Origin of the sequence: Bacillus sp. ISL-35 (assembly GCF_018613355.1) — a bacterium.
Lineage (GTDB): Bacteria > Bacillota > Bacilli > Bacillales > Cytobacillaceae > Mesobacillus.
Map to the genome: position 1 here is coordinate 130,525 of NZ_JAGGQK010000002.1, position 17,727 is coordinate 148,251.

The 17,727-nt window shown below is 46.6% G+C and carries 15 protein-coding genes; 8 read left to right on the forward strand and 7 right to left on the reverse strand.

The genetic code is table 11. The annotated features are described in order from the left end of the window. Positions 1–101: 101 nt before the first annotated feature. Positions 102–1,613 carry a class I adenylate-forming enzyme family protein gene (locus tag J7E38_RS03910; RefSeq protein WP_214704960.1) on the forward strand — a complete coding sequence of 504 codons (1,512 nt, stop codon included), beginning with the start codon at positions 102–104 and terminating at the stop codon, positions 1,611–1,613. A gap of 107 nt (positions 1,614–1,720) precedes the next feature. Here the strand turns inward: J7E38_RS03910 and J7E38_RS03915 are convergent, their stop codons facing one another. Continuing rightward, positions 1,721–2,875, reverse strand: a complete 1,155-nt coding sequence (locus J7E38_RS03915; RefSeq protein WP_214704959.1) for an MFS transporter — start codon at positions 2,873–2,875, stop codon at positions 1,721–1,723. A gap of 348 nt (positions 2,876–3,223) precedes the next feature. Here J7E38_RS03915 and addB point away from each other — a divergent pair, with 348 nt between their 5' ends. From addB to J7E38_RS03930, 3 genes are all read left to right on the forward strand, one after another. Next, on the forward strand, positions 3,224–6,799 hold the full coding sequence (gene addB, locus J7E38_RS03920) for a helicase-exonuclease AddAB subunit AddB (protein ID WP_214704958.1): 3,576 nt from the start codon (positions 3,224–3,226) through the stop codon (positions 6,797–6,799). A gap of 1 nt (position 6,800) precedes the next feature. Next, the gene (gene addA, locus J7E38_RS03925; protein WP_215038220.1) at positions 6,801–10,583 is read left to right on the forward strand and encodes a helicase-exonuclease AddAB subunit AddA; all 3,783 of its coding nucleotides are present in this window, start codon (positions 6,801–6,803) and stop codon (positions 10,581–10,583) included. 141 nt (positions 10,584–10,724) lie between these two features. Then, positions 10,725–11,033 (forward strand): HNH endonuclease, encoded by a 309-nt coding sequence (locus J7E38_RS03930; RefSeq protein WP_214704956.1) that lies wholly within the window; start codon positions 10,725–10,727, stop codon positions 11,031–11,033. On the opposite strand, the gene J7E38_RS03935 is transcribed toward J7E38_RS03930, so the two are convergent. The 6 genes from J7E38_RS03935 to J7E38_RS03960 form a co-directional block, all read right to left on the reverse strand. After that, positions 11,030–11,248 (reverse strand): spore germination protein, encoded by a 219-nt coding sequence (locus tag J7E38_RS03935; protein ID WP_023615349.1) that lies wholly within the window; start codon positions 11,246–11,248, stop codon positions 11,030–11,032. The two genes, J7E38_RS03930 and J7E38_RS03935, sit on opposite strands and share 4 nt — an antisense overlap. A gap of 161 nt (positions 11,249–11,409) precedes the next feature. Beyond that, entirely contained in the window at positions 11,410–11,793 is a 384-nt protein-coding gene (locus J7E38_RS03940) for a spore germination protein GerPE (protein WP_214704955.1), read from the reverse strand. 5 nt (positions 11,794–11,798) lie between these two features. Next, positions 11,799–11,978, reverse strand: a complete 180-nt coding sequence (locus J7E38_RS03945) for a spore gernimation protein GerPD (RefSeq protein ID WP_214704954.1) — start codon at positions 11,976–11,978, stop codon at positions 11,799–11,801. Next, the gene (gerPC, locus tag J7E38_RS03950) at positions 11,978–12,592 is read right to left on the reverse strand and encodes a spore germination protein GerPC (RefSeq protein WP_214704953.1); all 615 of its coding nucleotides are present in this window, start codon (positions 12,590–12,592) and stop codon (positions 11,978–11,980) included. Before gerPC ends, J7E38_RS03945 begins: the two co-directional genes overlap by 1 nt. Before the next feature lie 34 nt (positions 12,593–12,626). Further along, on the reverse strand, positions 12,627–12,887 hold the full coding sequence (locus tag J7E38_RS03955; RefSeq protein ID WP_214704952.1) for a spore germination protein GerPB: 261 nt from the start codon (positions 12,885–12,887) through the stop codon (positions 12,627–12,629). Between the two features lie 14 nt (positions 12,888–12,901). Further along, complete coding sequence (locus tag J7E38_RS03960) at positions 12,902–13,123, reverse strand: spore germination protein (RefSeq protein ID WP_214704951.1); 222 nt, start codon at positions 13,121–13,123, stop codon at positions 12,902–12,904. 208 nt (positions 13,124–13,331) lie between these two features. On the opposite strand from J7E38_RS03960, the gene J7E38_RS03965 reads away from it, so the two are divergent. From J7E38_RS03965 to J7E38_RS03980, 4 genes are all read left to right on the forward strand, one after another. Next, positions 13,332–14,924: a long-chain-fatty-acid--CoA ligase gene (locus tag J7E38_RS03965; RefSeq protein ID WP_214704950.1), complete on the forward strand. Its 1,593-nt coding sequence runs from the start codon at positions 13,332–13,334 to the stop codon at positions 14,922–14,924. A gap of 184 nt (positions 14,925–15,108) precedes the next feature. Then, positions 15,109–16,290, forward strand: coding sequence for a DUF418 domain-containing protein (locus J7E38_RS03970; RefSeq protein ID WP_214704949.1), 1,182 nt, complete (start codon positions 15,109–15,111; stop codon positions 16,288–16,290). Beyond that, positions 16,290–16,835: a DNA topology modulation protein gene (locus J7E38_RS03975; protein WP_214704948.1), complete on the forward strand. Its 546-nt coding sequence runs from the start codon at positions 16,290–16,292 to the stop codon at positions 16,833–16,835. The genes J7E38_RS03970 and J7E38_RS03975 overlap by 1 nt, the downstream gene beginning before the upstream one ends. Beyond that, positions 16,816–17,724 (forward strand): fumarylacetoacetate hydrolase family protein, encoded by a 909-nt coding sequence (locus J7E38_RS03980; protein WP_214704947.1) that lies wholly within the window; start codon positions 16,816–16,818, stop codon positions 17,722–17,724. Before J7E38_RS03975 ends, J7E38_RS03980 begins: the two co-directional genes overlap by 20 nt. Positions 17,725–17,727 lie beyond the last annotated feature (3 nt).

A 17,727-nucleotide genomic window follows, 5' to 3' on the forward strand; every position in this document is an offset into this window, starting at 1 on the left:
TGGCCATCCAGGCTGTGGTGTTTTTTTGCATTGAATGTAACTATCCTGTAACTCCCAATCTTTAAAATAAACCCATCACGTCGAGAGAGGGAGAGATTGCGGTGAGGTGGGAGCTCGATTGGCTTGAATCAAGAGCGAGATTGACACCGGACGCTGCTGCGATTGCTGATGCCGGTACAGGTCAGGAATGGTCGTTCGGAGAAGTCAATGAACGAGCCAAGGCGATCGCGGTATGGCTGCAGGAAAAGGGTGTCAAAAAAGGATACAGGATTGCATTGCTTGCGCCGAATGGAGTAAGTTATTTCGATTTATTGTTCGCCTGTGGGAAGATTGGAGCTATATTTGTGCCGTTGAACTGGAGGCTATCTGTGGATGAATTGGCCTTTATCATACAAGACAGTGAGCCCGCGCTGCTGGCGTTCCATTCAAAATTCACAAAAGAAGTGACGATGGTCTGGGATCAAGCCGGCGAGTGCATCCAGATCGATGGTTCACACTATCAGGATTTGATTACTGGTCAGAAGCAAATCCAGCCTGTCGATCTGAATGAGGAAGACCCGCTGGCGATGATTTATACCGGGGGGACGACCGGAAAGCCAAAAGGTGCTGTTCTGTCACATCGAGCGATCATCTGGAACAGCATTTCGACCATCGCGAGCTGGAATCTGACTGAAGAGGACAAGACGATTACCTACTTGCCTTTGTTTCATACAGGCGGTCTGAATGCATTGTCGATCCCGATCCTGATGGCAGGTGGGACGGTCGTGCTGGCGGATGATTTTACTCCTGAAAAAGCGGTGGGACATTTGAACAGGCATAAGTGCACGATCGTCTTGTTTGTGCCGACGATGCACCACATGCTGGTAAAGTCAGAAGAGTTCCAGCATGCGGAATTCACGGATATGAAATTATTTTTATCCGGAGGGGCTCCGTGCCCGCTGGATATCTATGAAGCTTATAAACAGAAAGGCCTGGCCTTCAAAGAGGGATACGGCCTGACGGAGGCTGGTCCGAATAATTTTTTCATCAATCCTTCAGATGCGGATGTGAAAAGAGGTTCGGTCGGCAAACCGATGTTATTCACCTCGATCAAGGTCATCAGAGACGACGGCACCGAAGCGCCAGCAGGAGAGATCGGCGAACTGGCGATCCGGGGCAAGCATGCCTTCTCGTATTATTGGAAAAATGACAGCGCGACCGAAAATGCCTGGAAGGACGGGTGGCTTCACACCGGCGACCTTGCCAGACAGGATGAAGAAGGCTATTTCTATATCGTCGGCAGGAAAAAGGAAATGATCATCACAGGCGGAGAAAATGTCTATCCCCTTGAAATCGAGCACTGGCTGAGTTCACATCCTTCCATCCGGGAAGCAGCGGTGGTCGGTGTTCACGATGAAAAATGGGGTGAAGCAGTGACGGCATTCATTGTCCTTGAAAAAGAAGCAGTGTTAAGCGGAGATGAAGTAAAGGAATATTGCCGAAAAAAGCTGGCTGGCTATAAAGTACCGAAACAGATCCACTTTATCACCCAGATGCCTAAAACGCATGTCGGAAAAATCGACAAAAAGCAGTTAAAGGAAATGGCCAGTAAAAATCAGAAGCCAGTCAGCTGAAAAAGGCATTTTATTTTATTTGAAAGAAAGACTTTCCGAGTTAACAGCAAAGGAATCTACCGGAATAAACCACACTTTCTGCGATCAGATCACCAATCAAAAGCATTTCAGCCGGCATTCGCTGACTGGAATGCTTTTTCTTTTACAAAAACACATAAAATAATATTGAAAAGGAACAAGAGCGATAGTAACAGCATGACTCCGTGAAACGGTAAAAGAGCTGCGATTGGGGGAGCAAGGCTTGCACCGGTCAGGAGGATGAACGAATAAAGCGACAGTGCCTTTGCCCGTTGACTGCTGCCGTAGAATCCAATCAGTGTAATGACCGTAGGGATGACTAGTGAGATGGATGAAACAAAAAAGATGGAAAGAATGATCAGGGAACTGGTTGTGTGCAGGAATAGCAGGGTGAACGCGCTTGTGGAGCCAATTGCCAGCCCGAACATCAGCGTCTTTAGCGCGCCCCACCTGTCCATCAATGTTCCGGTGAAAAGTGAAAGGATAGCACCGATCAATCCTACGAGGCGGATCAGCAAAAGATCAGATGCTGGTCCGGAAAAGAAACGGCCAATCGCATCATAGAAGGCGATGATCGCAAACAGGAGCGAAAAGGTGATGGTATAACACTTCATCAGCACCGGCTCTTTTAATAATTGAAAAAAAATCGTCCCCAGCGGTTTTCGTTCGACAGGCTGTAACGGCGATTCTTTCAGCAGGAAAAACGCGAAAGTAAACAGAATTAAATAAACGGCAGCAAAGAAATAGAAGACGGCATTCCAGGAGAAACTTTCAGCCAGAAAGGCGCTGGCGACCTGGCCGAAGATGCCGGCAATCAAAAAGCCAGTGTTGATCAGGACCACAAGGATGGTTCTCTGCCGGGTGGTGAACAGATCGTATGAATAGGCAAAGGCAACGGAAGCAAAAGTAGCCAGAGTCAATCCCTGCAGAGAGCGAGTGATCCACAGACTGATGGAGCCGGCAGAAAAGCCGACAGCACATGTGGCAATAGCCGAGGCCAGCAAACCGAACACCAGGATTCTCCTTCGGCCAGTATAATCCGATACCGGACCGAACGAGAGCAGGCCACAGGCATAAAGAAAGGTGAACAGCCCGCCCGCGAGGACAACATGCGATTCAGGTATTCCAAGACTATTCGATAGCACCGAATAAACGGGGATCAGTGTATAAATATTGCTGGCGACCATGATGGCGCACAGCATCAGTAGGATGGAAGCCTTTTGAAAAAAGCTTAACGATTTCATTTTTATCACCTGCCACCTACAATATATGCAGCTGCCCAGTCCGATGAAGGTTGTTCATTTGCACCTGGGAAGTGGGAAAAATTAACGGGCTCTTTGCTTCCAAATCAGCCAGTAAAAAAGGTATAATGATATACATACAGAACAATTGTTTGGCAGACAAAAGGCGCATGGGAGAGAAGCGCCTTTTTCGATTTTAGCAGGTGGCAGATTTGCTTTTTTGAACATCGTACTCGGATAAACGAAAGTGCCTGCGGCCTTACGAATAAGAAGCAGGTACCGCGCACGTCGTGAAAACAATGAAGTTAAGCCTGGAAGATTGTTATTTTACTAGAAGAAAGGGGAAGTCAGATGTCTGTACGTTTAGTACTGGGGCGCTCGGGGAGCGGGAAAACCGAGCTGATCATGAAGGAAATGAAGGACAGGCTTGTTTCCGAACCTCAGGGGGATCCGGTTGTCTATCTTGTTCCGGAACAAATGTCTTTCCTGTCAGAATACAGATTATCCACAGACCCAGACCTTGGGGGAATGATCAGGGCGCAGGTATTCAGCTTTCCGCGCCTGGCATGGAGAGTGCTTCAGGAAACGGGAGGATTCACACGCCAGCATTTGGACAGCGTCGGGGTCAGTATGATGATCCGCAAAATCATTGAAGACAAAAAAGAGGACCTAAAAATCTTCCAGAAAGCTGCGGAGAAAAATGGTTTTATCCAGCAGATGGAACAAATGCTGATCGAGTTCAAACGCTATGCCATCAATCCGGATGAACTTGCCGGGAAAATGGCTGAAGGCTCCGGAGGAAACAAGGCATTACAAGATAAGATCCATGACCTGGAGCTCGTATATCGCGAATTCGAGGATGAATTGTTTGGTAAATATATAGATTCCGAGGATTATTTCAAGCTGCTTGCCGAGAAAATCCCGGCTTCTGACTATCTGAAAAATGCGGAAGTATATATTGACGGTTTTTACAGCTTCACACCGCTTGAACTGATGATCATTGACCAGCTGATTGCCTCCTCTAAAAGAGTGACGATTGCTCTGCCGGTTGACAGGGATTTCAAGCATGAACAGCCTGACGAACTTCATTTATTCAGGCAGACAGGTGAGACCTGCCAAACACTTTACGAAATGATCCGGTCAAAAGGCTATGTGCTTGAAGATAATGTCGTGCTGTCTGAACAGCGGCGCTGGCAGGATGAATCCCTGATGCATCTTGAAAGGGAATTCGATTCAAGGCCGGCTGTTCCGTATTCAGGCGAGACGTCGATCCATATCGCACAGGCAGCCAACAGACGTGCCGAGCTTGAAGGGGTTGCCAGAAAGATCATTGGTCTGGTACGGAATGATGGATACCACTATCGCGATATTGCTGTCTTAATGAGGGGAAGCGAATACCGAGAAGTTCTGGAAACCATTTTTGAAGACTACGGACTTCCATTCTTTATCGACCAGAAACGGAATATGCTCCACCATCCATTGATTGAGCTTGTCCGTTCAAGCCTGGAGACGGTCCTGGGGAACTGGCGGTATGAGCCGATTTTCCGGGCTGTAAAGACAGACCTGCTGTTCCCAGAGGGTGCTGACCTGAACAGGATGCGCGAACAGATGGATGTCCTGGAGAATTATGTGCTTGCATATGGGATCCAGGGAGATAAATGGACAAAAAAAGACCGCTGGAAATACCGGAGAATCCGCGGGCTCGAGTATGACAGTGTGGCCCAGACGGATGCTGAGAAGAAGACCGAACAGGAACTGAATGACCTGAAGCAGTTAATTGCTGCTCCGCTTCTGCGAATGGCACGCCGCCTGAAACGAGCGGACACAGGAAGAAAGCTTTCTGAAGCGGTCTATCTTTTCCTGGAGGAGCTGGATATTCCGGCGAAACTCGAAGCATGGAGAATATATGCCGAGCAGGAAGGAAGGCTGATCGAGGCAAGGGAGCATGAACAAGCCTGGAATGCCGTGATCAATCTCCTTGACCAGTTCGTCGAAATGCTGGGTGACAGCAAGGTAGCACCGAAGCAATTCGTTTCGGTCCTCGATACTGGTTTTGAGTCACTCAGGTTTTCGCTGATTCCTCCGGCGATTGACCAGGTACTGATTGCCGACATCGAAAAAACAAGGCTTGCTGATGTGAAGGTTGCTTTTGTCATTGGCGTGAACGAAGGAATTCTTCCTGCCAAGATGACCGAGGAAGGAATATTTGCGGATGACGACCGCGAGCTTTTGCAATCGAAAGGCCTGAAACTTGCTCCGAGCAGCCGTACAAAGCTGCTGGATGAGAGTTTTACGGCTTATAAGGCTTTTGTGACGCCTTCGGAACAGCTTTATATCAGCTATCCGATTGCCAATGAAGAGGGGAAAGCCTTGATGCCTTCTTCCTTCATCAAGCGGATTTCAGATTTGTTTCCAGGACATCAGACGCATTTCTTCCTGCCAGATCCTTCGGAATTGCCGGAAGCAGAGCAGCTTGAATATGCTGCTGGTGAAAACATTGCACTGTCCTATCTGACATCTCAGCTTCAGCTGAAGAAGCGGAATTATCCTGTCTATGATTTCTGGTGGGATGTGTACGATTATTATATGAAAAATCATCGCTGGGCAGATACAGCCCGGAAAGTTCTTTCCAGCCTGTTTTATGAAAACAGGACGAAACAGCTGCCGGAATCTGTCACGAAGGAATTGTATGGCGAAGAAATCCAGGCTAGTGTGTCCAGGATGGAACTATTCAACAGCTGTCCATTCTCACATTATGTCCAGCATGGCTTGAAGCTTCGCGACCGCCAGATATTCCGGCTTGAGGCTCCGGATATCGGCGATCTTTTCCACGCGGCACTGAAGGAAATCGCTGAGACGGTGATGGAGCAGAACCTTAGCTGGGCACAGCTTACAAGGGCACAGGCTGAAGAATTGGCAAGGGATGCTGTGCAAAAGCTTGCTCCAAAACTGCAGAATGAAATCTTGCTGAGCTCGAACAGGCATCATTATATCAGGCAAAAACTCCAGAACATCATCAGCCGCGCATCTCTCGTGTTGAGTGAGCATGCAAAAGTCAGCGGATTCTCGCCAGTCGGTCTGGAACTTGGCTTCGGCCGGCAGGGGAAACTGCCTCCGCTCGGCTTCTCACTAAAAAATGGCACGAAGATGGAGCTGATGGGCCGGATCGACCGTGTCGATAAAGCGGAGGACGACCAGGGTGTATACCTGAGAGTGATTGATTACAAATCAAGCGTGAAGGATGTCAATCTGACAGAGGTTTATTACGGTGTGGCGCTTCAGATGCTCACCTACCTGGATATCATTATCACCCATTCACCGCTGCTTGTCGGTAAACAGGCGGACCCTGCAGGTGTGCTCTATTTCCATGTGCACAACCCGATCGTCAATGCTTCGAAAATGCTGACGCTCGATGAAATTGAAGAGGAAATCCTCAAACGTTTTAAAATGAACGGATTGCTGCTCAGTGATGAAAATGTCATCCGGATGATGGACAAGGGACTCGATACGGGCAGTTCACAGATCATCTCTGCAGGTTTCAAAAAGGACGGAAGTCTGCTGAAGAGCTCGAAGGTTGCCAGCCGCGAGGATTTTGACCACTTACGGCAATTTGTGCGCCATAAGTATGTGGAGACAGGGAACAGGATTGTCAGCGGGATCGTTGATGTTGCTCCGTACAAACTCAAAGACCGGGCACCATGTACCTTCTGCTCGTTCAAGCCAGTATGCCAATTTGACCAGGCTGTTGAATCAAATGACTTCAGGAAGCTTCCTATCATTAAAAAGGAAGACCTGCTGCAGTCACTGAGAGAAGACGAAAGCCTGAAAGTCAATGATGCGCTGGCAATCGATTCTTCCAGACTTGAGGAGATCAAGAAGCTGGACATTCTGTCATCAATTGGAGAGGAGGAAGAGGACCTTGGCTAAAATGAATATACCGCCTGTACCGGAAGGGGCGACCTGGACGGAAGATCAGTGGAAGGCAATTATGGCTTCCGGACAGGATATCCTTGTCGCTGCTGCGGCTGGATCCGGAAAAACGGCTGTCCTTGTCGAGCGGATCATCAGGAAAATCACTTCGGAGAACAATCCGATTGACGTCGATGAGCTGCTCGTCGTAACATTCACGAATGCTTCTGCGGCTGAAATGCGTCACAGAATTGGTGAAGCACTTGAAAAAGCCATCGACAGCAACCCTGATTCGACACATTTGAAAAAGCAGCTAAGCCTGTTGAATCGAGCGTCGATTTCAACGCTTCATTCTTTTTGCCTTGAAGTCATCAGGAAATATTATTATCTGATCGATGTCGATCCTGGCTTCAGGATCGCGGATGAAACCGAGGGTCAGCTTTTGCGGGACGAAGTGATTGAGGATCTTTTTGAAGAAGAATACGGCAAAGCAGATAATCAGCCATTTTTCAATCTGGTGGATGCATTCACGAATGACCGCAGTGATGAAGGGTTGAAGGATATCATCGCTGACCTGTTTGATTTTGCCAGATCCAATCCTTCTCCTGATGATTATCTTGATTCCATTGTGTCCATGTACGAAGCAGCAGGCAGTACTGCAATAGAGCACCTGCCGTTCATGAAAGTGCTTATCTCAGATATCGAGCTGCAGCTCCAGGGAGCGAAACAGCTTCTTGAAAAAGCGCTCGACATCTCCAGGATGCCGGGCGGACCTGCACCAAGGGCTGTCAATTTTACAGAAGATCTTCATGTGATCGATACATTGCTGGCTGCCGGTGAACAATCCTGGGGAGAGCTGTTTGAAGCGATCCAGCTTGCCAATTTCGGCAGGGCAAAGACATGCCGAGGCGATGATTACAACAAGGATCTCGTCGATAAGGCGGCCAAGCTCCGGGACCGGGCAAAGAAAATTGTCCAGGATTTAAGAAGCGAACTCTTTTCCAGGAAGCCAGAAAGCTTCCTGAAGGATATGCAGGAAATGCAGCCGTTGATCGCGGTGCTGATCGACCTCGTGAAAGAATTCTCGCGCAGGTTTGGAGAAGTGAAGCAGGAACGTGGTCTAGTGGATTTTTCAGACCTCGAACATTACACACTAGAGATACTGACTGTAAAAAGCGATGAGGAAAGTGGTCCACTTGCATCGCCTTCCGAAGCTGCACTGGCCTACCGCAATAAATTCAAGGAAGTGCTGGTAGATGAATACCAGGACACGAATATGGTCCAGGAAGCCATTCTCCAGCTGGTGACGGCAGAAGGAGAAGCAGCCGGGAACCTGTTCATGGTTGGGGACGTTAAACAATCAATCTACAAATTCCGTCTTGCTGAGCCAAACCTTTTCCTCGGAAAATACAACAGGTTCACAGCTGAGGGTGAAGGAACTGGCTTGAAAATTGATCTCGCCAGGAATTTCAGGAGCCGAAGCGAAGTACTGGACGGCACCAATTATTTATTCAAGCAGATCATGGGCGTGAAAGTCGGTGAAATCCATTACGATGATAATGCTGAGTTGAAAAAAGGGGCTCCTTATCCGGAGGATGATTCCTTCCCAGTCGAGCTGCTGTTGATTGATAGGGGAGAAGGCGCTTCATCAGACTCTGATTCCTCAGAAGAGAATGAGGCTGCTGATAATGAATTCGACGCTGAAGACCTAGAACAATCACAGCTCGAGGCAAGACTGATGGCCAAGCATATCAAGGATATGGTAGAGGAACGCAGGGGTGTGTATAATCCAAAAACGAAAACATCCAAGCCAGTCAATTATCGCGATATTGTCATCCTTCTTCGCTCCATGACGTGGGCTCCTCAAATCATGGAGGAATTCAAGCAGCAGGGGATCCCGATTTACGCGAATCTGTCGACAGGCTATTTCCAGGCGACAGAGGTAGCGGTCATGCTTTCTTTGCTGAAAGTGATCGACAACCCTTATCAAGATATTCCGCTTGCTGCCGTACTGAGGTCACCGATTGTCGGCTTGGATGAAGAAGAACTGGCCATCATCAGGATCAGCCAAAAAAGAGGCTCGTTCTATGAGGCGTTGACGGCATTTTGCCTCCAGAAGCCGACAACGGAAAATGAAGCCCTCCATGAAAAGACGAGTCGTTTCTTTGAAGACTTGAAAAAATGGAGAACGACCGCAAGGCAAGGATCTGTTTCGGATTTGATCTGGCAATTATACAGGGAGACAAGGTTCTTTGATTTTGCAGGGGGGATGCCAGGCGGAAAACAACGCCAGGCTAATCTCAGAGCGCTTTATGATCGAGCGAGACAATATGAAGCAACGAGTTTCCGCGGGTTGTTCCGCTTTTTGCGCTTCATTGAACGGATGAGAGAGCGCGGCGATGATCTTGGCGCGGCAAGGGCATTGGGAGAACAGGAGGATGTTGTCAGGATCATGACCATCCACAGCAGCAAGGGACTGGAATTCCCAGTCGTTTTCGTCGCGGGACTTGCCCGTAATTTCAATACGATGGACTTGAAGAAATTCTACATGCTTGATAAAGAATTTGGTTTTGCCGCAAAGTACATCAATCCAGAGAAGCGAATTTCATTTCCCTCTTTGCCGCAGCTGGCGTTCAAACGCAAGCATAAGATGGAAATGCTTGCCGAAGAGATGCGCGTCCTCTATGTTGCTTTGACTCGGGCAAAAGAAAAGCTTTACCTGATTGGCTCTGTGAAGGACGCAGACAAAACGATCAGCAAGTGGCAAGACGAAGCAAGCCATCCGGACTGGCTCCTTGATGAATATTTAAGGGCATCGGCATCAGGCTATATCGACTGGATAGGGCCAGCTGTGATCCGTCATAAAGATTGTGAATCAATCAGGGGAAGCCAGGCAAGCCTGCATCCTGCACTCGACGAAGAGATTAACTGTCATCCATCCCGATGGAAAATTGAAACGATTAACGCAGAGGAAATCGTTTCATATGCCGATGAGAAAGACGAAGAGCGCGAGAGCCTGATGGATCTTGTCGCTGCTGGAAAGGCTGTAAATCAGGTTTCGGAACTGGCTGAAAAGGTCAATGAACAGCTTTCATGGAATTATCACTATAAGGAAGCGGCCAATCACCGTTCGAAACAGTCTGTAACCGAGCTGAAGCGAAACCATGAAACAAGGGATGAGGAGAGCGGAACACAGATCGTCCGCCGGTTCACGAAGCCGATCCTCAACAGGCCAAGGTTCATGCAGGAAAAAATGCTCACACCGGCAGAACGGGGAACCGCGATGCATATGGTCATGCAGCATATCGATCTTTCCAGGCCGATTACAGAAGCCAGCCTTGAATTACAGCTGGTTCAAATGGTCGAGAAGGAGCTGCTGTTCCCAGAACAGAAGGAAGCAGTCGATCGAAAATGGATTCTTGCCTTTTTTGATACCGCAATCGGTCAGCGGCTCCTTGGAGCAAACAAGGTCAGACGCGAGGTGCCATTTTATCTCTCATTGCCGGCAAAAGAGGTTTACCCTGATTGGCAGGGAGAAAATGAGCCGGTTTTTATCCAGGGGGTCATCGACTGTATTTTCGAGGATGAGAAAGGGACAGTCCTGCTCGACTTCAAGACAGATGGCATCCATGACCGCTATAAAGGCGGTTTCGAACAGGCAAAACCGATTCTGGAAGAACGGTATCGAATCCAGATCAGCCTTTATGCAAAGGCGATTCAACAAGTATGGAAAAAGCAGGTTGAAGAGAAGTATTTATACTTCTTTGATGGCGGCCATCTTCTGGAAATGGAACAGCTCTAAATGAAAGGAACCGGTTGATTGTTTACACAATCCTTACCGGTTCCTTTTTTTTGCAGCGTATGGAGTAGATACGCACCGGTTAAGAAAATCCATGAAGGGGAAATTACCAACAGGGTTAGTTGAAAGAGGAGGAATTGTTCAATGGCAAAGAAAAGCCATATCAGCACTTGTGAATTATGCGGCAGGAGTGAGGTCGAGGTCACGGTCCATCATCTGACACCAAGGGAAATGGGAGGAGTGCTCATGCCAACAGCCAGCCTATGCATTCCTTGCCACAAACAGATACATGCTTTATTCACAAATGAGGAGCTGGCCGCGGGGTTGAATAGTATTGAATTGCTCCGCTCACATCCTGAACTGCAAAAATTCCTGAAATGGATAAAAAAGCAGCCCTCTACAAGGCTGCCGAGAATTTCGAAGTCAAATGCTCGAAAACGGAAAAAGCGCTAGTTATTTCCTACAGTCGGCTGATCAATCAGGTTGGCATCCAGAACATTGCTGGCGCTAAGTCCATTATTTGTGACAATGAAACCGCCAGTGTTGAACCCACCCTGTCCAGCGACTGTTTTTGAATTACTTTTTGGCGAGATGAACAGTGTGTCGCCAAACTGTACCGTCCCGCCGCCGACATTCAAGATTTGGACTGGACCTATGATTGCTGGCATTGAAAACATCCTTTTCTGCTATTCTATTGGGCGATATACACAACAAGTTGCGGCTATGAAGCCAAATTCAGAGTCATAAAAAAATGCGCTGCCCAAAAGTCAATATACGAAGGGAGAATGGCCTAAGAGTCCATCAGCCTTGATAAAACAATATGCATGCATCATTCATTTTGTTCGGGGCGCGGCAGGAGTTGCCGGATGTGCTTGACCCTCGCTTCCATCGAAATATTGCAGCTATTCCCAAGATGCACCACTGCAGAAGAAGATACACCCAGTATATTGATACTTCTGACCTTTAAAACAGGGTTGATATTGTGCGTAGAACTAATAATGGTTTCAACATCCGGTTGAAATGTGATGGGCTCAGAAAAAATGGGGAAGGCACTAAATTCACCTTCATTATCATAAAATTCTTCCTTCTCTCTTTGAACTGCCAGGGCTCTGGAAAATGCCTGGATTTGCTGAGAGTCTCCAATCTGGAACACCGAAGAAAAGATAACGGAGTCAATCTTTATTTGATCAACGATTGCGATTCTCTTTGGCATCATCATCAAACTTCTGGCGAAAGTGGGACAAACGGCCCGATAATGAGTGACTCAGCCGGAGTATCGAATGTAGCTGCCAAATTAATGTTTTCTGCATCCCCGACCATTAACAACGAGGAGCTTGAAACACCGATGATTCTGATGTCTCCAACACAAATATCCCGGTTATAGACTTGAAAATTCATTATGCATTACCTTCCTTTACGTTATCCGGCAGATTCTTAAGGAAAAGGAACACTCCATTCTGGATCTCCTGCTTGAGAAGATCAATCACCTGTTCCGTCACCTCAGAGCCGTTTACAGTACCATTTTGATTGGAGGATCTCTCTTGTAAATGGGAGGAAACTCTGCCAGATATCTGTTTTTTGATATCTTCTTTTATAAAGGTGAAATAGGAATCATCGACATTGATTCCCAGCTTCTCTTGTGCCTCGCGATAAATGCTTTCTAAATCGGTTTCGAGATATTGGTGAAGTGCCGTTTCAATTTCGATGGTTCTTTTAAATAGCTGCTTGCCGGGATTTGGTACATTGACCGCTTTTTGATCAACGGAAAAATCATCAATTCCTTCCAAGTCAGTCGGGTTCAGGCCAATATTCAATGTCCCTTCGAGGGTTTCAACTTTCAACTGGTCGAATTTGTACTCGATATTTCCAACTTGAACCGGGGGACGTTCTTTCAATACCGCAATTTCATGCTTCATATCCAGAACCATCTTCTCCAGTTTGGCAATCTTTTTGCTCTGGTGCTCTACATATAAATGCATCTTTTTAACATATTCATAAAATTCAGCATTCAAATGAATCACCTCAATTCAAACCAGTTTTTTAATGTCATGAACGAGAAACACCTGAAGTTAAAGGGACGGCAGGTGCCTCAAGCAAGTTTTGTGTATAGGTTGGACCAGCCATTCCTGTATAGATTTGCGAGGGATGAAGAGCTTCTGGAGCCGGTTCTTTAAAGCCGCCGCTATTATACAGATTGGAAACCGGCTTGATCATTCCCGCACTGCCAATTTGCAGAACAGAAGAGTTCGTGATGCCCTCTACTTTTAAAAAATTGATATTGATTGATTGTTGTATATAAAAATTCATCCGAATCACCCGCATCATACGTTAAAATAGTTTCCTTGATCAACTCCGTCTTGATCGTAGGTATTTGTTGAGCTTTGATTATTGTAAACAGTCAACCCGTCACCGGTATTGAATGAGCCAGCTCCGGAAAAGGTTTTTGCATTGGAAACCGGGCTAATACTGTAAACATCTCCAATATGGAAGACAGCGCTGTTTCCGAGTGAGATGACCTGTGCGACACCTACAATTGCTGGCATTAAGCAACACCCTTTATTTAGATTTCTTTATTATCCTATGTGCCCAGATGAAGAATGTGATTAAAATGCCTATAAGTTTCAATAAGGAGAAAGATTCTTTTCTAAAATTTGTTATATAACAGGAGTTATCCTATATAACAGAATGAATAATATGTTAATATATTTATATATTTAGAATTTTTAATTTTATTGTATGAGGAGGCAGATTATGAACGTTCCGTTGCTGTTGAACCAGTTTCTAGATCGAGCAGTCTCGCTTTATGGAGACAAGCAAGCCATTTTTTCAGAAGACAGGGCACTTACATATTCCCAGCTGAATGACAGGGTAAATCGGCTCTCGGATGGACTGAGGAAGCTTGGTGTGGGCAAAGGTGACCGGATTGCCTATCTTGCGCCAAATTCAATTGAAATGCTTGAAGGTTTCTACGGCGTCTTCCAGGTCGGAGGTGTGATGGTGCCCTTGAACATTCGCCTGAAACCGGAGGATTATCTATTCATCCTTAACCACAGTGAATCCAAAGTGTTATTTGTCGATCAGGATTTATACCATCTAATCCAGCCGATCAAGGATCAGCTGGAAACGGTAAAGGAAATCATTGTCCACTACAAGGAAGACAGCACGGAGGAAACCGGGTACGATGATTGGCTTTTACAGCATTCTCCTGAACCGTTCAAACGCGAAGAACTGGATGAAAATGATGTCTGCAGTCTCCTCTACACAAGTGGAACGACCGGTAATCCCAAAGGAGTCATGCTTACGCACAGGAACAATTATCTGCACGCACTAAGCACGATGCATCATTTGCGGGTAAGCGACGAAGACGTCCTGCTGCATGTCCTGCCGATGTTCCATGTGAATGGCTGGGGTTCGCCATTTTATTACACAGCAAACGGCGCTTCCCAGGTCTGCTTCCGCAAAACGACCCCTGAGGCGATTTTCAGCGCATTGGAAAAGCATAAAGTCACCGTGATGCATATGGCACCGACAGTTTTGAATGCCCTGCTCCAGTATTATGAAAAAAATGTCCCGACCGTTGAACAGCAGGTGCGTGTAGTCATCGCTGGTTCCGCACCGCCGCCGGCATTCGTTACTCGTGTCGAAAAAGAACTTGGCTGGGAGTTCATCCAGGTGTACGGCATGACGGAATCTTCCCCTTTAAGTACGATTTCAACAGTCAGGTCGCACTTGAAGGAGCTGCCATTGAATGAACAATATCGGATGAAAGCGAAGGCAGGCATCTCGATGATCGGCTGTCAGGTCAAGGTTGTCAACGACCTTGGCGAAGAGGTTGCACATAATGGCAAGGAAATCGGCGAAGTAATCACGAGAAGCAATGGAGTCATGAAAGGCTACTGGAAAAATGAAGAGGCAACCATGGAAACAATCCGCAATGGCTGGCTCCATACAGGTGATATGGCGACAGTAGACGAATACGGAAATATCGACATTGTCGACCGTAAAAAAGATGTCATCATCAGTGGCGGGGAGAATATTTCGTCCATTGAGGTCGAGGGGGCTTTGTATGACCATCCGGCTGTCCTCGAAGCTGCAGTCATCGCCGTCCCGCATGAAAAATGGGGAGAGACCCCGCACGCATACGTCGTTTTACGTGAAAGTGAGCAGATTACGGAAAAGGATCTTATTGCATTTTCCAGGGAGAAACTGGCCCATTTCAAAGCCATTACTGGCGTAACTTTTGTAGAAGAACTGCCGAAGACTGCTTCCGGCAAAATCCAAAAGGTTCATTTGAGGAATGAGTATTGGGAAACGAAGGGCAAGGCCGGAAGATTTGTGAATTAATAGATTGCGGGGGATGCCGTTATGTGGTGTCTCCTTTTCTATCAAAACATATGCGCGTTATTCAATTTGTATAAAGCTCGGGCAGCGGCTTTCAAAGCTTGATCCTCCGTTCCTTTTGGCATGTTCGCTGATAGTGTGATATACATAGAATATATGTTAAACATTGGATGGAAAGAGGGGGAAAATGGAGATTAAAGGAAGGGTATCGGGGAGGATCGTTTCGATTGACCGGATGCGGGGATTTTCACTGTTGGGGATTTTTCTTGTCAACATGATTTCATTCCACTCACCGTATTTTTATATCGATCCTGAAACCTGGTGGGATAGAAATATCAATTTATTTACATACAGATTCATCGATGTGTTGATCCAGGCCAGTTTTTATCCGTTGTTTGCGATGTTGTTCGGATATGGGCTGGTAATCTTAAGAGAGCGTATCCTCGATAAAGGCCTGAAGTTCACTCCTCTTGCCTTAAGAAGGCTTTCCCTGCTGCTGCTGATTGGATGCATCCATGCTTTCTTGATCTGGGAAGGGGATATCCTTATAACCTATGCAGTCTGCGGGTTTGCCTTTCTTTTCTTTTTGGGATGGAGCGCTAAAAGATTGATGATTGCAGGTCTGGCCATCTATATTGTTCCAAATGTCCTTCTCGTGTTGATGCTCGGTGCCGCCTCGGCGGTGGAAGGAGGGGCAGAGTTTTCGATGTATGATGGACAGGCTGCAGAACAGGCAATGACCGTCTATCAAACTGGCAGCTTTGCTGAAGTGACAGAACAAAGAATGGCAGAGTGGTATAAAAATAATAATCTCATCGGTTTGCTCTTCTATTTGATCACGATTCTGCCTTTGTTCATGGTTGGGGCAGGTGCGGCCAAGATAAGACTGTTCGACCAAGTACACAGGAACAAGAAAAAAATTGGCACATATGCAGCTGTACTTGCCATCCTCGGTCTTCTGATCAAGTCAGTTCCGTACCTTTATGGAAGAACATTGATGACTGATTATGCCCAGGATATTTTTGGTGGTGCGATGCTGGCGATGGCATATGCACTGATCATTGCCCTTCTCTCCGAGAACAGGAAAATGGACAGGATCCTTTACCCGCTCGAAGCTGCCGGCAGGCTGTCAATCAGCAATTACTTATTCCAGTCCATCTTTTCAACGATGATTTTTTACAGTTACGGACTCGGTTACTATGGAGATGTTTCTATATTCACTGGAACATTGCTCGCTATTGCCATCTATGCAAGTCAATTAGCTGTCAGCAGCTGGTGGATCAAAAGGTTTTATTATGGCCCAGTCGAATGGCTGTGGCGAAGCGGTACATATCTAAAGAAGCAGCGTTTTAAAAAGGGTGCAGCCTGATGGAAAAGATCATGATCATAGGCAACGGGGGTGCGGGAAAATCAACACTCACCCGAAAGCTTGGAGTGGCTCTTGCTAAAGAGGTACACCATCTTGACGCATTGTATTGGAAACCTGGCTGGGAAATGACAGCAAGGGATGAGTGGAAGGCTATTTTAACAGAGATCATGGCAAAAGATTCGTGGATCATGGATGGAAACTATGGAAGCACAATCGAGATGAGAGCGAGGGCAGCGGACACGATCATCTTCCTCGATTATTCTACTGCAAGATGCTTCTATGGAATTTTCAAAAGGCGTGTCATGTATCATGGGAAGTCCAGGCCTGATATGAATGAAGGCTGTGAAGAAAAGCTTGATTGGACCTTCATAAAGTGGGTGGCACAATACAAGCGTAAAAAAGCACCTGGAATCATTGCATTTCTCGATGAGATGAAAACATCAGGTAAAAAAGTTTATCATTTTACAAATCCTCGGGATACAGAGCATTTCATAAACGAAACATTGATTAAAGGGGGAAGTTTAAATGAAATTCGTAACGATTAAAAATGAAAAAGGCCAATGGATCGGAATCGTAAATGATGAAGGAAGTCATGCTTTGCCACTGCAGGAAGTTTATGAAAAAATGAGTGGCCAAAAGTTCTTTCCTTCTGACATGGTTGAAGCCCTTTTGCTAGGTGACCAATTTTTTCAGGAAGCTGAAAAGACAGTCCAATGGGTGAAGGATAACAAGCTTGAAAGCGAATTTTACCTTCCGCTTTCAACTGTTGAATTGCTGGCGCCAATTCCCCGTCCGGCTAAAAATATTTTCTGTGTCGGGAAAAATTACGCGGAGCATGCAATTGAAATGGGCAGCAAGGAAGATATTCCCGAGCATGTGATGGTATTTACCAAAGCACCTACGACTGTTACCGCCCATGAACAAAAGATTTTAACCCATAGTGAATTGACGGAGCAATTGGACTATGAAGGTGAACTGGCAGTTGTCATCGGCAGGAAGGGGAAAGGGATTAAAAGGGAAGAAGCGCTGGACTACGTTTTTGGCTACACAATTATAAACGATGTTACAGCCCGTGATCTCCAGGCAAAGCATAAACAGTTTTTCATCGGCAAAAGCCTTGACACGACATGCCCGATGGGACCATGGATTGTCCATAAATCAGCAATCGCCAATCCGAATGGACTGGATATAAAGACAACCGTTAATGATGAAGTAAGACAGGACTCCAATACAGAAAACTTCATTTTCCCGGTAGAAGAAGTCATTGCCGTACTTTCACAAGGAATGACGCTTGAGCCTGGTGATATTATTGCGACCGGGACACCGGCAGGAGTAGGGAAAGGCTTTAAGCCGCCAAGGTTCCTGAAAGCAGGGGATACAGTTGAGATAACTGTTGAAGGGATTGGGACGTTAAGGAATAAAGTGACAGATTAATAG

Bases quoted from the DNA above. Each gene is read 5' to 3' on its own strand.
- J7E38_RS03915 (WP_214704959.1), bottom strand. From the start codon at position 2,875: ATGAAATCGTTAAGCTTTTTTCAAAAGGCTTCCATCCTACTGATGCTG.
- addB (WP_214704958.1), top strand. From the start codon at position 3,224: ATGTCTGTACGTTTAGTACTGGGGCGCTCGGGGAGCGGGAAAACCGAG.
- addA (WP_215038220.1), top strand. From the start codon at position 6,801: ATGAATATACCGCCTGTACCGGAAGGGGCGACCTGGACGGAAGATCAG.
- J7E38_RS03930 (WP_214704956.1), top strand. From the start codon at position 10,725: ATGGCAAAGAAAAGCCATATCAGCACTTGTGAATTATGCGGCAGGAGT.
- J7E38_RS03935 (WP_023615349.1), bottom strand. From the start codon at position 11,248: ATGCCAGCAATCATAGGTCCAGTCCAAATCTTGAATGTCGGCGGCGGG.
- J7E38_RS03940 (WP_214704955.1), bottom strand. From the start codon at position 11,793: ATGCCAAAGAGAATCGCAATCGTTGATCAAATAAAGATTGACTCCGTT.
- J7E38_RS03945 (WP_214704954.1), bottom strand. From the start codon at position 11,978: ATGAATTTTCAAGTCTATAACCGGGATATTTGTGTTGGAGACATCAGA.
- J7E38_RS03955 (WP_214704952.1), bottom strand. From the start codon at position 12,887: ATGAATTTTTATATACAACAATCAATCAATATCAATTTTTTAAAAGTA.
- J7E38_RS03960 (WP_214704951.1), bottom strand. From the start codon at position 13,123: ATGCCAGCAATTGTAGGTGTCGCACAGGTCATCTCACTCGGAAACAGC.
- J7E38_RS03965 (WP_214704950.1), top strand. From the start codon at position 13,332: ATGAACGTTCCGTTGCTGTTGAACCAGTTTCTAGATCGAGCAGTCTCG.
- J7E38_RS03970 (WP_214704949.1), top strand. From the start codon at position 15,109: ATGGAGATTAAAGGAAGGGTATCGGGGAGGATCGTTTCGATTGACCGG.
- J7E38_RS03975 (WP_214704948.1), top strand. From the start codon at position 16,290: ATGGAAAAGATCATGATCATAGGCAACGGGGGTGCGGGAAAATCAACA.
- J7E38_RS03980 (WP_214704947.1), top strand. From the start codon at position 16,816: ATGAAATTCGTAACGATTAAAAATGAAAAAGGCCAATGGATCGGAATC.